This window comes from Oceanicaulis sp., from assembly GCF_965284345.1.
Classification (GTDB): Bacteria; Pseudomonadota; Alphaproteobacteria; order Caulobacterales; family Maricaulaceae; genus Oceanicaulis; species Oceanicaulis alexandrii_A.
Genome location: NZ_OZ260073.1, coordinates 328,207 through 342,643 on the forward strand (window position 1 = coordinate 328,207; position 14,437 = coordinate 342,643).

Genomic DNA, 14,437 nt, shown 5'->3' on the forward strand with positions numbered 1-14,437 from the left:
GACGGTCTCCTTTGGAGGATAGGTTCTTAATCGAGGACGCGCACAGGCACGTCGATGGCGCAAATATCCGGCAGGCGGCCGTTATCACGGCTGGCCGCCAAGGCTTCGAGATAGGCGGTGAAGCTGGCCGAGCGCGTGTCCATGACCTGCACCGTCGGCGCATCGGTCATGTCGCGGGCCAGCTCGAACTCTTCAATGATGTCAGGGCGGAACCCCAGGGTCTGCCCCTGGGTGCCGACATTGAGGCTCTCCACCACGTCCTGCCCGACACGCACCTTGCCCCAGACGGTGTACTGGGTGTTCAGATGCTCTGCGTCGCCGCGGACGATATAAAACTGGGCGTTTGCGGAGTTGGGATCATTGGTGCGCGCCATGGCGGCGGCGCCGTCACAATGAAGCAGCCAGCTCTCTACCCGGCCATCGGCCACGATGCCGGCGAGCGCTGACGGCTGGGTGCCGACGGGAAAGCCATCCCAGAACCCGGCCTGGGCCATGGGGCCGTCCCGTGTGGCGCGGCGTTCCTGAAGCTCATTGACGATGATGGCGTTAGGATCGCGGCGAATGCCGAACTCAGCCTGGATCGGATCAAACGGCGCCTGAACGCTGGGATTATCCACAGCCCCGCCGCCTTGCGCCATGAAGCCGTCGATCACACGGTGAAAGACTTTCCAGTCCAGCCAGTCCGTCTCGGCCAATTCTCGCACACGGGCGGCATGGAGCGGGGTGAACTCGTCTTGCAGCTCGATCCACACCTCGCCCTTGCTGGTCACCATGTGGATCAGGTCTTCACCGTCCACCGTGCGCCAGGCGCTGTCAGGCGCATCCGCGATGATAGCGGCGCCCGGCGCTGCGGCCGGCGCTTGCGCTGCTTGCTCAGCCGCTTCGCTTGCCGGCGCCGCGTCCTGGGTCTGGCTGTCGGTTTCGGCTTCCGCGCACGCCGTCGCCAACAGGGCGGACAGGCAGGCGGTGGCGAACAAACGGGGGCACTGGGCCATTAGACGAATTTCTCCAACAAACGCGCTTTGACCAATTCTGGAACGAAAGGCGTGATGTCCCCGTCCAGCTTGGCGATTTCCTTGACCAGACGCGAGGCGATCGCCTGATGGCGCGGATCGGCCATCAAGAACACGGTTTCAATATCCGCATTCAGGCGCTGATTCATCCCCACCATCTGAAATTCGTACTCAAAGTCCGACACCGCGCGCAGACCGCGAATGATCGAGTTGGCGCCGACTTTTTCGGCGAAGTGCATCAAAAGGCCTTCAAACGGCAACACTTCGATCTCGGTGTCGCCCGCCACGGATTCCGCCAGCTCGCGCGCCATCTCGACCCGCTCGTCAAAGCTGAAGAGCGGGTTCTTGGCGTCATTGCGAGCCACCCCGATCACCAGCTTGTCATAGAGCTTCACAGCCCGGCCGATAATATCGAGATGGCCGTTCGTGATAGGATCAAACGTGCCAGGATAGAGTGCGACGCGGCGTTTCATCTATTGCCCCTCAGCCTTAACTTCGACAATTCTTGGTGGATGTTGAAAATTGCGCCATCCAGTATTCTTAGGGCTTCCCGCAAGCTGCAGTCACCAACTAGAATTTTACTGAGGTCTTCACCAACGCCGGACAAGACAGCGACTATGTCACTGTCTAACTGGCAATCATCCAGAGAAGCAGTCCTGAGGTAATTCCCAACTGAGTTGGTTATCGTATTATTCGCTAAGGCCAGCGGCTGATAGAGCTCAGAGAAAAGAGAAATCTCATCTATACTTAAATCAAGCCGAGCCCTTCCTATCTGGATGGGTTCATCTAAATTTGAAGCTCTGCCTTCGCCCTCATAAATGGAAATTTGATGGCGAAATTCAGATATAGATTCACTTGCGTCGTTTAAATCATTCAGAATTTTACGAAGCAAGGTTTGGCGGAAATTGATTGTGTTCTGCTGAGCCTCTCTTTTGTTGTTCCTCATCCGAAGTAGTGTTTCGATAGCAGAAGGAAGCGCGGAAACTGCAGAAACAACCGCCGCACCTGTAAGAACGATCGTTACAGGATCAGGATCGACTAAAGTCTTGCTTCCACTCATAGGAATAACTTCTTCTGCAAATGAAACTATTCCGGCGCATCCGGCGTCGGGGCTTCGCCCTCATCGCCTTCGTCAACGCCAGTATCGTCATCGCTTTCCGCGATGCGCACAACAGACACGACTTTTTCGCTGTCCGCCAGTCGGATCAGCCGCACGCCCTTGGTGGCGCGGGCGGCGATGCGCACACTGTCCACCGGGAAGCGGATCAGCTGACCGCCATCGGTGACCGCCATCACGGTGTCGCCATCAATGACCGGGAAACACGCCGCCAATTCCTTGACCTTGCTCATGTCGTGGGCGGCGACGCCCTGATTGCCGCGTCCCATGACGCGGTAATCATAGGCGCTGGACCGTTTGCCCAAGCCGTCCTGAGCCACGGTCAGCACGAACTCTTCCGCAGCGCCCAGCTCGGCGATGCGTTCCGGGCTCAGCGCCACCTCCGCAGCCGCTTCGCCCTCTTCCGGCGTGCTGATGACGGCGTCGTCTTCCTCAAGGCCCGCCGCACGCCGCATGGCGTTGGCGTGCTTCATATAAGCGCGCGCCTCATCGGTGGTGACGTTGATATGGTTCAGGATCGCCATGGAGATCAGGCGATCGCCCTCTTTCAGGCGAATACCGCGCACGCCGGTGGAATTGCGCGAGGCGAAGACGCGCACATCTTCCACCGAGAAGCGGATCGCCCGGCCAGCCGCAGACACCAGCAGCACGTCCTGATCCTTGTTGCACAGGCGCACATCGAGGATTTCGGAGCCGTCTTCGTCCAGCTTCATGGCGATCTTGCCATTGCGGTTGACCTGAACGAAATCCGACAGCTTGTTTCGGCGCACCGTGCCCGCCGTGGTGGCGAACATCACGTCATACTCGCTCCACTGATCCTCATCTTCGGGCAGCGCCATCACCGAGGTGATCCACGCGCCGTCATTAAGGCTGGGCAGCAGGTTTGTCAGGAATTTGCCCTTGGTGTTAGGCGCGCCGAGCGGCAGGCGCCAGGTCTTGGTCTTGTAGACCATGCCGTCAGAGGTGAAGAACAAGAGCGGCGCATGAGTCGAGGCGACAAACAGGGTCGCCACAAAATCCTCATCCTTCATCGCCATGCCCGCGCGGCCTCTGCCGCCGCGGTTCTGGGCGCGATAGGTGGAGAGCGGGGTGCGCTTGACGTAACCGCCATGGGTCAGGGTGACGACCATGTCCTCACGCGGGATCAGGTCTTCATCCTCAATCCCGAGATCGCCCTCGATGATCGTGGAGCGACGCTCCACGCCAAACTTGGCTTTGGCGTCCAGAAGCTCATTGCGGATGATGTCGCGGATCAGGGTCGGGCTGCGCAGGATTTCCAGCAACTCGGCGATGGTCTCGGCCAGCTTGTTGGCCTCATCGCCGATCTCGTCGCGGCCCAGCGCCGTCAGGCGGTGCAGGCGCAGATCCAGGATCGCCTTGGCCTGCTCTTCCGTCAGGCGGATCTCGCCATCCTTGATCCGAGAGCGCGGATCAGCCACCAGCTCCACCAGCGGCGCGATGTCCTTGGCCGGCCAGGCCTTGTCGCGCAATTGCTGACGCGCGGTCTGCGGGTCGGGCGCGCGACGGATCATGGCGATGATCTCGTCGATATTGGCGACGGCCACGCCCAGACCGATCAAGACGTGCGCCCGATCGCGCGCTTTCTTGAGGTCGAACTTGGTGCGGCGGACCACCACTTCCTTGCGGTGATTGATGAAGGTCTCAAGGAAGGTGCGCATCCCCGCCTGCTGCGGGCGACCGCCGATCAGCGCCAGCATGTTCACCCCGAACGAGGTTTGCAGCGGGCTCCAGCGATACAGCTGGTTCAGAATGACTTCGGCGTTGGCGTCTTTCTTCAGCTCGATCACCACGCGCACGCCCGAGCGGTCGGATTCGTCGCGCAGATCGGAAATGCCCTCGACGCGCTTCTCCCGCACCAGTTCGGCGATCTTCTCGATCATCGACGCCTTGTTCACCTGATAGGGAATCTCGTGAACGATGATGGCTTCGCGGCCCTGGCGAATATCCTCGATGGAGGTCTTGCCGCGCAGAATGACCGAACCGCGGCCCTCCAGGAGCGCCTTGCGCGCACCGGAGCGGCCAATGATCTCGCCGCCTGTGGGGAAGTCCGGCGCCGGAACGAATTCCAGCAATTCAACGTCGGTGATGTCAGGCTGGTCGAGCAGCGCCATCGTCGCGTCCACCACCTCGTTGAGGTTATGGGGCGGGATATTGGTCGCCATGCCCACGGCGATGCCGCCGGCGCCGTTGACCAGAAGGTTGGGATAGCGCGCCGGCAAGACGATCGGCTCTTGCTTTGAACCGTCATAATTGTCCTGAAACTCGACCGTATCCTTGTCGATATCCGCCAGCAGCGCTTCAGCGGGATGGTCCATGCGGATTTCGGTGTAACGCATGGCGGCGGGCGGGTCGCCGTCCATGGAGCCGAAATTGCCCTGACCGTCCATAAGCGGCAGGCCCATGGAGAAGGGCTGCGCCATACGCGCCAGGGCGTCATAGATCGCGCTGTCGCCATGGGGGTGATAGCGACCCATCACGTCGCCGACCACGTTGGCGGATTTCTTGTACGCCTTGTCCTTGGTGTAGCCGCCCTCATGCATGGCCCACAGGATGCGGCGGTGCACAGGCTTGAGCCCGTCTCGCGCATCAGGAATGGCGCGGCTGACGATCACGCTCATCGCGTAATCGAGATAGCTGCGCTTCATCTCGTCTTCGATGGACACCATCGGGCCGCTCGGCGCGGCGGGCAGGTCTTCATCCATGGGCGTTTCAGGGGGCAAATCGCTCAAAGTCGTTTCGTCCTGGCTGGCGCGCGCCTGTCTTCGCCAAGCGGGACAGCGCGCGTAAAGAGACGGCGGTCGGACGCAGATCACCCTCTGAGGGCGTGAATCACCTGCGCACGGTTAGATGTTATGTCTAGCAAGGCCAGAGACAGGCGGCAAACACGGTGCGCGGCTGTCTCCACGGTTTCCTGACAGATTTGCGGCTCCGCCTGTTTTTTGTTGTAAAACAGCGCAGACTTCCTCTCTTGGGGTCGCATCATGCGCGACGCCGCCTACGTTGATGACGTAGCTTTCAAAGGAGACGCCTCATGACCCGCGCCCTTCGCACCCTCGCCCTGACCACAGCCCTCGCCGCCAGCAGTGTAAGCGCAATCGCGCTCGCCGCTGACCACCATTCCGAGGCTATGTCCGGCGCCACAGAAGCGCATGCAACGCTGATCGACCGGGCGCGCAACGAGATCGGCCAGGCCCGCCTCCAGCAAGGCTCCAAAGGCGTTCTGATCACCATCGAACTTGATGGCGCCCCCGACAGCGCTGCTGGCTGGCATGGCGTGCACCTGCACCAGATCGGGGATTGCTCCAACGCGGACTTCACCAGTTCGGGCGGTCATATCAATCCATCAGGGCGCAGCCACGGCCTCTTGAACCCGGAAGGGCCGGACAATGCCGACCTGCCCAATATCTATGTGCATGAGGACGGCGTGCTGCGCGCCCAGCTCTTCACTGACCGCGTCAGCCTGAACGGCGAGTATGACGCCCCGGCCTTGCTGGACGGGAACGGCTCCGCCCTCGTCATCCATGACAATGAAGACGATCACACGACCCAGCCCATTGGCGGCGCCGGCGCCCGCCATGTGTGCGGCGTGATTGAGGCGGCGCACTGATGCTGACCCGGCGTACGGCTTTGACCGGTTTCGGCGCTGCCGGCCTGTCCCTGACTTTGCCCGGCCGCGCTTTCGGCCAGGCCGCCGGCGCGTCGTCCTGGCGCGCTGGCCCCGACCTGCCGCTGCGGGTGCAGGAAATCTATCCGGCTGTCCTTGAAGGCGTGCTTTATGTGGCGGGCGGATTGAGCCCGGATGTGGGACGCGGCCGGATCGGCGTCTCGGATCGCGTCTTCTCCCTGGCGCCCGGCGCAGATCGCTGGCGAGAGCGGGCGCGCCTGCCCGTGCCGCTGCACCACCCCAATCTCGTGGGGCTTGAGGGCCTGATTTACGCTGTGGGCGGCTTCACCGCCCAGACCGGCGGGATGTGGGCGATGAGCAATGGCGTGCGGGTCTATGACCCGGGCCGCAATGCATGGCGCAATGGCGCGCCCATGGCCGAACCCTATGCGGAGACAGTCTGCGTCACGCTTAACGGACGCCTGCATGTAGTCACCGGGCGCCGCCCGGCGGGGCTGTCCAATAAAGCCTGGTCAGACCACGCCGACACTAACGCCCATATTGTTCTCGATCCCGCCACCCAGACCTGGTCGGTCGCAGCCCCCGCCCCCACCGCGCGCAATTCCGCAGCGGGCGCAGCGCTGGACGGACGCCTGCATGTGGTGGGCGGACGCACGGTGACCGGCGGCAACACGCCCGTCCACGAAGCCTATGACCCGCAAAACGATAGCTGGGAGACCCGTGCGCCCCTGCCCGCCCCTGAAGCCGGGCCGCGCGGCGCCGGCGGCCTCGCCGCCGCGAGCGTGGATGGCGCGCTCTATGTGTTTGGCGGCGAGTGGTTTGATAATTCAGGCGGCGGCGTCTACGCCCAAGTCTGGCGCTATGATCCGGCGTCTGACAGCTGGACCGAGATGGTCCGCATGCCCACGCCCCGACATGGTCTGGGCGCGGTCACAGTCGGCTCGGAGATCGCCACCATCGGCGGCGCCGCCCAGCCCAGCGGCAGCCAGACCACCCCCACGCTGAGCTGGTTCACGCCCTAGGCTGTGAGCCTCCCCAACAACAAGAAAGCCCGGCGCACTGCGCCGGGCTTTTTCGTCTGGTCTCTATACAGATCCTAGAACGGGATGTCGTCGTCGAGGGTGTCGGAGGTGAAGTCCTCGCGCGGGGCGTTGCTGCGCTGACCGCCGCCTTGTCCGCCGCCCTGATTATAGCCGCCCTGGCCGCCGCCGGAGCGGTCATCCATCTGGTTGTTGTTATAGCCGCCGCCCATGCGGTCGCCGCCGCCTTCGCCGCGGCCGTCCAGCATGGTCAGCTCGCCGCGATAGCGCTGCAGCACCACTTCGGTGGTGTATTTGTCATTCCCGTCGCGGTCTTGCCATTTGCGGGTCTGAAGCTGGCCCTCGACATAAATTTTCGAGCCTTTTTTCAGATAATTCTCCGCGACCTTGGCGAGGTTGTCGTTGAAGATCACGACATTATGCCATTCGGTCTTCTCGCGGCGTTCGCCGGTGGACTTGTCGCGCCAGTTTTCCGACGTGGCGATGCGCAGGTTCACGACCGGATCGCCGGAATTCAGGCGCCGCACTTCGGGGTCGGCGCCCAGATTGCCCACCAGGATCACCTTGTTTACAGAACCAGCCATACCGCGTCTCCCGCTTGTCTTTCGCGTCGTATTTGTTCACATTCCGTTCCGCGCGTCAATTAAGGCGCGAGTCGGGTGTTAACGAAGCCTATCCCGCTGCCCGAGTCCATCGCCGGGCGCCGCTGTCGGCGCCTTCACGGTGGATAGGGGCGCTGTTGAGCCCTAAGTAACGCCCGATACGCCTGCCCGACCGCCAGCTAAGGACTTTGCGTCATCCATGACTGACAAGCTCAAAACCATTTCCGTGCGCGGCGCGCGCGAACACAATCTCAAGGGCGTGTCGGTCGACCTGCCGCGTGACGAGCTGATCGTGTTCACGGGGCTGTCGGGATCGGGCAAGTCCTCGCTCGCCTTTGACACGATCTACGCCGAGGGTCAGCGCCGCTATGTGGAGAGCCTGTCCGCCTATGCGCGCCAGTTCCTGGAGCTGATGAGCAAGCCGGATGTGGACTCCATTGAAGGCCTGTCGCCCGCCATCTCGATCGAGCAGAAGACCACCTCTAAAAACCCGCGCTCCACCGTGGGCACGGTGACCGAGATCTATGACTATATGCGCCTTTTATGGGCGCGGGTGGGCGTGCCCTATTCGCCCGCCACCGGCGAGCCGATCTCGGCGCAGACCGTGTCGCAAATGGTGGACAAGATCACCGCGCTCGACGAAGGCGCGCGGCTTTACCTGCTGGCGCCCATCGTGCGCGGCCGCAAGGGCGAATACCGCAAGGAATTCGCCGAGCTGCTCAAACAGGGCTTTCAGCGCGTCAAGGTGGATGGCGAATTCTATGCGCTGGAAGAGGCGCCCGAGCTCGACAAGAAATTCAAGCACGATATCGACGTGGTGGTGGACCGGGTGGTCACCAAGGAGGGGCTCGAACAGCGCCTCGCCGACAGCCTGGAGACCGCGCTGAGGCTCGCCGACGGCATCGCCATGGCGGAATTCGCCTCTGATCATGGCGAGCACAAAACCGGCGAGCGGATCATCTTCTCCCAAAAATTCGCTTGCCCGGTCAGCGGCTTCACCATTGAAGAGATCGAGCCGCGTCTGTTCTCGTTCAACAATCCGTTCGGCGCCTGCCCGGCCTGTGACGGTCTGGGGCAGAGTCTCGAGTTTGACGAGGATATGGTGGTCCCCGACCGCGATAAGTCGCTCTATGACGGCGCCGTGGCGCCGTGGAGCCGGGCGACCTCCAAGCTCTACCAGCAGACCTTGCAGGCCATTGCTGACCATTACGGCGCCAGCATGTACACGCCCTGGCGCGATCTCGACCCCAGCTTCCGCAAGATCGTGCTGCACGGCACCAAGGACAAGATCAAGTTTACCTATGAGGACGGGCTGCGCCAGTTCACCACCTCCAAGGCGTTTGAAGGGGTGATGCCCAATCTGCAGCGGCGCTGGCGCGAGACGGATTCCACCTGGGTGCGCGAGGATCTGGCGCGCTTTCAATCCGCCCAGCCGTGTGATGTGTGCGAGGGCAAGCGCCTGAAGCCTGAAGCGCTGGCGGTGAAGATCGACGGCGCAGACATCTCCATCGCGGGCGAGAAATCCATCCGCGCAGCGCGCGACTGGTTTGAAGCGGTGGAAGACACGCTGTCGGCCAAGGAGCAGGAAATCGCCCGGCGCATCCTCAAGGAAATCCGCGACCGTCTGAAATTCCTCGTCGATGTGGGGCTTGATTACCTGACCCTGTCGCGCGCCTCGGGCACGCTGTCTGGCGGGGAAAGCCAGCGCATTCGTCTGGCCAGCCAGATCGGCTCAGGGCTGACGGGCGTGCTCTATGTGCTGGATGAGCCGTCCATCGGCCTGCATCAGCGCGACAATACGCGGCTGCTGGATTCCCTGCGCGGCTTGCGCGATCTCGGGAACACCGTGCTGGTGGTCGAGCATGATGAAGAAGCCATCGAGACGGCCGATTATGTGGTCGATCTGGGCCCCGCCGCCGGCGTTCATGGCGGCGAAGTGATTGCGGCGGGCACGCCCAAGGACATCGCCGCCAATCCCAAATCTCTGACCGGGCAGTATATGTCGGGCAAGCGCATGGTGCCGGTACCTGAACAACGCCGCGAAGTGGATCTCAAGCGCGCCGTCACCGTGAAGGGCGCCACCGGCAACAATCTTCAGAACATTGACGCGGCCTATCCGCTGGGCGTGATGACCTGCGTCACCGGCGTGTCAGGCGGCGGCAAATCCACCCTGACCATCGAGACGCTCTACAAGGCGGCGGCGCGTCGGCTGAACAAGGCCTCCGCCGTGCCCCTTCCCCATGACACGGTGGAAGGCCTCGACCAGGTCGACAAGATCATCGATATCGACCAGAGCCCGATCGGGCGCACCCCGCGCTCAAACCCCGCCACCTATACCGGCGCCTTCACCCCGATCCGCGACTGGTTCGCCTCCCTGCCCGAGGCCAAGACCCGCGGCTATAAGCCGGGCCGCTTCTCCTTCAACGTCAAAGGCGGGCGCTGCGAAGCGTGCCAGGGCGATGGCGTGGTGAAGATCGAGATGCACTTTCTGCCCGACGTCTATGTGGAGTGCGATGTGTGCCATGGCGCGCGCTTCAACCGCGAAACGCTGGAAGTGACCTTCAAGGGCAAATCCATCGCCGACGTGCTGGACATGACCGTCGAGGAAGCCGCCGACTTCTTCAAGGCCGTCCCCTCTGTGCGCGACAAGATGGAGACGCTCAAACAGGTGGGGCTGAGCTATCTGAAAGTCGGCCAGCCCGCCACCCAGCTGTCAGGCGGCGAGGCCCAGCGGGTGAAGCTCTCCAAAGAGCTCGCCAAGCGTTCCACCGGCAAGACGCTCTACATCCTGGATGAACCGACCACAGGCCTGCATTTCGAGGACGTGCGCAAGCTCCTCGAAGTGCTCCATGAGCTGGTGGATCAGGGCAATACGGTGATCGTCATCGAGCACAATCTCGATGTCATCAAGACCGCCGACTGGCTCTTGGATCTGGGCCCTGAAGGCGGCTCGGGCGGCGGCGAGATCGTCGCCTGCGGCACGCCTGAACAGGTCGCCGAAGTGGAAGCGAGCTGGACCGGCCGCTATCTCAAACCGCTTCTGGAGCGGGATGTGGCGCGTCAGAAGAAGCTGGCGGGGTAGGCTTGTCCTGAGAGGCTGCCTCCCGGGCTGTAGCAACCATGGCGGCTTCGGCAACCACGCCACGCAGCATCTGAAACGTCGTGTAATAGATTAGCAAACCGAAACCCAAGAACCCGGCTAGAGACAGAGCAGAAGGCATGGACGGGGCGTCATGCGCGAGGTCAGGCACCACGCTCGTTACTGCTCCGACGAACCCGAGCTGCAGGGCAATAATCAGCGCGTAAGTAAGTACTATGATGCTGACCCCGGCGACGAGGAGACGCCCGGCAAATGGTTTCGTCGCGTTCCAGCCCCCCAACACATCGAGTTTCTGCCGCTTGATGGCCAAAGGCGCGCCCGCGTTCAGGCGGAAACCGATGTAATTTGTGATGATCATCAGAAAGAGCAGAATGACGAACGGCAGGAGCTGAAGCATCCAAAACTGCGGAGACATCGGATCGCCGGCTGTGGCGCCTAGAGCCTCTTCCCCGTTGACGGCCAGCAAGGCGATCATCGTGGCGATGGCGAAAACGAGATAGAACCCCATGCTCACGCAAAGGATGATGGCGTGGCTGACCCCATACACGGCAAGGCTTCGCCACTCATCGGCGCCGATCCGGTAGGGAATCGCCAGTTTCATCGGGCGACCGGTCAGAAGACGATTCCAAGCCGCATCCACAACCCATATGTAGACCATGAAGAGAAGCACAAATCCCAGATAGCCAAGCATAAACAGCCCGACATTCAGGGTTTGCTCGGTGTCTGACCCAAGCTCTTCCGTAAAGGGCGCGACGACAAGCATTCCACAGCCAACCGCGATCACCCCGAGCAAAACCCAGTCACAAACCAGCTGCGTCCAACTGGCTACCGGCCGATATTTGAAACACCGAAACCACCGAACGACCGACGAGCGGACGGAAAACCGTTCGGGTTCATAAAATGATTGCGCCACGATTCCCCCCCCTGCTTCACGAATTTCGCAAGACTATTCGCCATTTGAGGGAAGACAAGACCTATTCCGATTTTCGCCCACGCAGCACCAAACCCGCCAGCATCAGAGCGCTCAACCCGCCCATTGCGATGAGCTGGGCGTAGGTTTCCGGGCCGAGGCTGACGGAGTCCGCACCGGCCAGGCCGGTGGCGGAGCTGAAGACCTGGGCGACGGCGGTCTTGATCGTCTGATCGGGATCAGACGCCAGAAGCGCGAAGGTGGGCGCGATGACGGCGACAGCGTTGAACGCGCCATGGGCGGCGGCGGCCTCGATGATGGAGCGCCGCCACAACGCCGTCAGCGAAAAGACGAGCCCGGTCAGCCCGATGCCTGACAGCGCCAGTACGCCAAACATCAGCCCCGAGATGAAGACATGAGCGTGCAACAGCGCGAAGGCGAAGCTGGCGACGAAGACGCCCCAGCGCTTGCCCCAGCGTGCGGTCAGCGCGCTCATCAACCAGCCGCGAAAGACCAGCTCTTCCACCCCGCCCTGAATGAGAAAGCCCAAAAACAACCCGGCATAGCCGATGAGCGCCGCCTGTGTGATTGCCCGGCTGACGTCCATCGCGCCCAGACTGTCAGCGGCGCCTGAACTGGCGCCCAGGCCGAGCAAAGCCGCGACGGCGCTGACCAGCACCACCAGAAACACCCCCAGCGGCAAGCCCAGCATATAGCGTCCGAAAAACCCGCGCCCCTCAATCCCGAGTGTGGCGAGCGAGCGGCGTTCAAACAGTTTCACCCATAACAGCGTCATCGCCGCCCAGGCGATGAACTGCAACAGCATCAGCGGCAACAGCACGGTCAGCGTGTTCTCGTTCAGCGCCCGTTGAGCGGCCAGAGGATCGGTCTCGCCCGATGAGACCGTCAGGACGATGGTGTAGATGATCGTTCCGACCAGCACAGGAATGGACGAGACAAGATAGCCCGCCGCCATCAAACCGACCGCGCCCCACCCCCAGGTGCGACGCGCGGTTTCCGGCCAGGGCGCGTACAGCGCTTGGGTCATTTTACGGAGCTTTCTCAGAAGGATTGGGCATGCTGAGCGCCAGTTTGGCGACAATTCCGCGCCAGACCATCATGACCACGCACATCATCACCATGACCGGCGCCATGGAGAGCACGAGCCAGAGCGCCGTTTCAGCGCGCGGTAAAAGCGCTTCGTACATGTAAAGGCTCACATAAGGGTCCTGGGGGGCGGCCAGAAGCGACTCCCAGGCCGCGCGGATCAACTCAGAATGAACCGCCCAGACCAGACCATAGCCAACGATCATGACGACCAGATAGAGCCCCATCGCCAGGACCCAGACCAGGATCAGCCTGAGCCAGTGCGCTCTGGCGATCGAGATTGAGCCGGACATATCAAGCGCGCCAGTGACCGCGCGACCGGGCAAGGCCGTGAACAACGAGACCAGTGCGACCAGCCCCAGAAATCCGACGGCGCCCAATCCCGCGCCCATGCCGATCGCAAGCCCTGAATCCCCTGTGCTTTCAGCCATCACGATCAAGGTGATCGCTATGATCACGCCAAAAATTGAGAGAACGATTATAGCCGCCATGTAGACCGCGAAAATGATCAATGCGCTCAGTGTCAGCCGGCCCAGACTCGCCCAGCCCGGCCAGAGAGAGAACCGCCCGCTCATGAACAGCACCAGAGCCACCGTCTCCAGCCACAAGATGAGCGGATAACTCACCAGCATTAAAAGCGAGCTGTAGCCCGAGCTGTTCAGGCTGGCCATGAAGAGTCCGGCTGTATCCCCAGCCTCCAGCGCCTGAACGCCCTGCCGGGCGGACGCGCCCAGCAGGCCCATCTGCAGACCCGTCATGGCCAGGTAGAACAGCGCCTGCAGCACGACCAGAAAAGTCGTCGGCGCTGGACGCGAACGCCAGACCTCAAGCCCAAATCCCAGCGCCCCGAGCACTGTGAACCGGTGCTCGGGCCGTGTCGTCATGTCAGCCATTATCCCTCGCTGGGCGCCTGCCCCACGGAGTCCGCAGGCGCTTCAAGCGGCGTATCGGGGGCGAAACCGCCATCATGGCGGACCGCCACATACGCGCCGACGCCTTGCCAGCTGCCTTGAACAAAAATGTCGAAGATCAGCTGCAGGACCAGAGCGATCGCGGCCATCACCCAGAATAGCGGCGACTTCAGTGCGTCCAGCAAAACCTCCATCATGAGGTCCGGATCACTCGTCTGTTCAAAGCTGATCAGCGCGCCCACCAATTCTGACGACCCGATCATCATGAACGCCTGCTGCATGACGCTCAGCACCACGTAAGCAATGATGATGGCGAAGAAGAGCACCACATAGGACAGGAACATCCAGAACATCACGCCGCCGGCGGCGGCAAAGCCGTCAAAAATCTTGATGCCGCGCTGACGCACGGTCAGAGCCGTCGCAGGCGCCAGCCCCAAGAGGAAAATGATCCAGCCGACGATGACAATCACCGTCAGAAGCGTGTTCACCAGGGCCTGAAGGGCGACCCCGCCCGGCTGGCCGCCCATAGCGAAACCGGCGTTGACGACGGCGTAGAGCACGAAGGTCAGCACGCCAGCCGCCATGATCACCAGCCAAAGCACGATATTGACGACCAGCAGGCGCAACTCGTCCGCGCCCAGGCGGATCGGTAGCCCGCCCACCACCTGATCACGCGCCAGAAGACGAAGCCAGGCGCCCTGGATCATGAGTGCGGATATCAGGATGCCGAGAATGCCCAGCATGTAAAAGCCCAAGCCTTGCAAAGCGGCCTGCGCCATTTCTGCGTCACTCGGCTCCCCTTTGTCGCCATACTCGAGCGCAAGTTCGAGCAAGGGCCAGAAACCGTAGACTATCAGCGCGCCAAAGCCTGCATACAACAGGACTTGCCACAGACCGATCCAGGCCACGCTGAGTGGGCGTTGGCCAAACACCTTCAGGAAATAGAAGGTGGCGTCGATGAAGTTATAGCTGGGCTTGGACATTCTTCCCC

General features: G+C 62.0%; 12 protein-coding genes. 3 read left to right on the plus strand and 9 right to left on the minus strand.

Annotation, left to right across the window (positions count from 1 at the left end):
• Window positions 1-26: 26 nt before the first annotated feature.
• Genes ACQ66J_RS01700 through gyrA form a run of 4 tightly spaced genes read right to left on the minus strand, consistent with a single transcriptional unit; the run spans window position 27 to window position 4,853 of the window.
• Window positions 27-995 carry a peptidylprolyl isomerase gene (locus ACQ66J_RS01700; RefSeq protein ID WP_430430244.1) on the minus strand — a complete coding sequence of 323 codons (969 nt, stop codon included), beginning with the start codon at window positions 993-995 and terminating at the stop codon, window positions 27-29.
• Entirely contained in the window at window positions 995-1,486 is a 492-nt protein-coding gene (gene coaD, locus ACQ66J_RS01705) for a pantetheine-phosphate adenylyltransferase (protein ID WP_430430245.1), read from the minus strand. Before coaD ends, ACQ66J_RS01700 begins: the two co-directional genes overlap by 1 nt.
• The gene (locus ACQ66J_RS01710; protein ID WP_430430246.1) at window positions 1,483-2,073 is read right to left on the minus strand and encodes a hypothetical protein; all 591 of its coding nucleotides are present in this window, start codon (window positions 2,071-2,073) and stop codon (window positions 1,483-1,485) included. The genes coaD and ACQ66J_RS01710 overlap by 4 nt, the downstream gene beginning before the upstream one ends.
• A 26-nt stretch (window positions 2,074-2,099) precedes the next feature.
• Complete coding sequence (gene gyrA, locus ACQ66J_RS01715) at window positions 2,100-4,853, minus strand: DNA gyrase subunit A (RefSeq protein ID WP_430432215.1); 2,754 nt, start codon at window positions 4,851-4,853, stop codon at window positions 2,100-2,102.
• A 329-nt stretch (window positions 4,854-5,182) separates the two neighbouring features.
• Between gyrA and ACQ66J_RS01720 the strand changes: the two genes are divergently transcribed.
• The gene (locus ACQ66J_RS01720) at window positions 5,183-5,758 is read left to right on the plus strand and encodes a superoxide dismutase family protein (protein WP_430430247.1); all 576 of its coding nucleotides are present in this window, start codon (window positions 5,183-5,185) and stop codon (window positions 5,756-5,758) included.
• Window positions 5,758-6,798 (plus strand): Kelch repeat-containing protein, encoded by a 1,041-nt coding sequence (locus ACQ66J_RS01725; protein ID WP_430430248.1) that lies wholly within the window; start codon window positions 5,758-5,760, stop codon window positions 6,796-6,798. The genes ACQ66J_RS01720 and ACQ66J_RS01725 overlap by 1 nt, the downstream gene beginning before the upstream one ends.
• Before the next feature lie 74 nt (window positions 6,799-6,872).
• Here ACQ66J_RS01725 and ssb read toward each other — a convergent pair whose 3' ends face one another.
• Window positions 6,873-7,400, minus strand: coding sequence for a single-stranded DNA-binding protein (gene ssb / locus ACQ66J_RS01730; RefSeq protein ID WP_375548789.1), 528 nt, complete (start codon window positions 7,398-7,400; stop codon window positions 6,873-6,875).
• A gap of 217 nt (window positions 7,401-7,617) precedes the next feature.
• On the opposite strand from ssb, the gene uvrA reads away from it, so the two are divergent.
• Entirely contained in the window at window positions 7,618-10,500 is a 2,883-nt protein-coding gene (gene uvrA, locus ACQ66J_RS01735; protein ID WP_430430249.1) for an excinuclease ABC subunit UvrA, read from the plus strand.
• On the opposite strand, the gene ACQ66J_RS01740 is transcribed toward uvrA, so the two are convergent.
• The 4 genes from ACQ66J_RS01740 to ACQ66J_RS01755 all read right to left on the minus strand — a co-directional run bounded on the left by ACQ66J_RS01740 (window position 10,448) and on the right by ACQ66J_RS01755 (window position 14,429).
• Window positions 10,448-11,431 carry a hypothetical protein gene (locus ACQ66J_RS01740; RefSeq protein ID WP_430430250.1) on the minus strand — a complete coding sequence of 328 codons (984 nt, stop codon included), beginning with the start codon at window positions 11,429-11,431 and terminating at the stop codon, window positions 10,448-10,450. The two genes, uvrA and ACQ66J_RS01740, sit on opposite strands and share 53 nt — an antisense overlap.
• Window positions 11,432-11,492: 61 nt before the next feature.
• The gene (locus ACQ66J_RS01745; RefSeq protein ID WP_430430251.1) at window positions 11,493-12,476 is read right to left on the minus strand and encodes a CPBP family intramembrane glutamic endopeptidase; all 984 of its coding nucleotides are present in this window, start codon (window positions 12,474-12,476) and stop codon (window positions 11,493-11,495) included.
• A 1-nt stretch (window position 12,477) separates the two neighbouring features.
• Window positions 12,478-13,428, minus strand: a complete 951-nt coding sequence (locus ACQ66J_RS01750) for a hypothetical protein (RefSeq protein WP_430430252.1) — start codon at window positions 13,426-13,428, stop codon at window positions 12,478-12,480.
• Complete coding sequence (locus tag ACQ66J_RS01755; protein WP_430430253.1) at window positions 13,428-14,429, minus strand: hypothetical protein; 1,002 nt, start codon at window positions 14,427-14,429, stop codon at window positions 13,428-13,430. Before ACQ66J_RS01755 ends, ACQ66J_RS01750 begins: the two co-directional genes overlap by 1 nt.
• Between the last annotated feature and the right edge of the window lie 8 nt (window positions 14,430-14,437).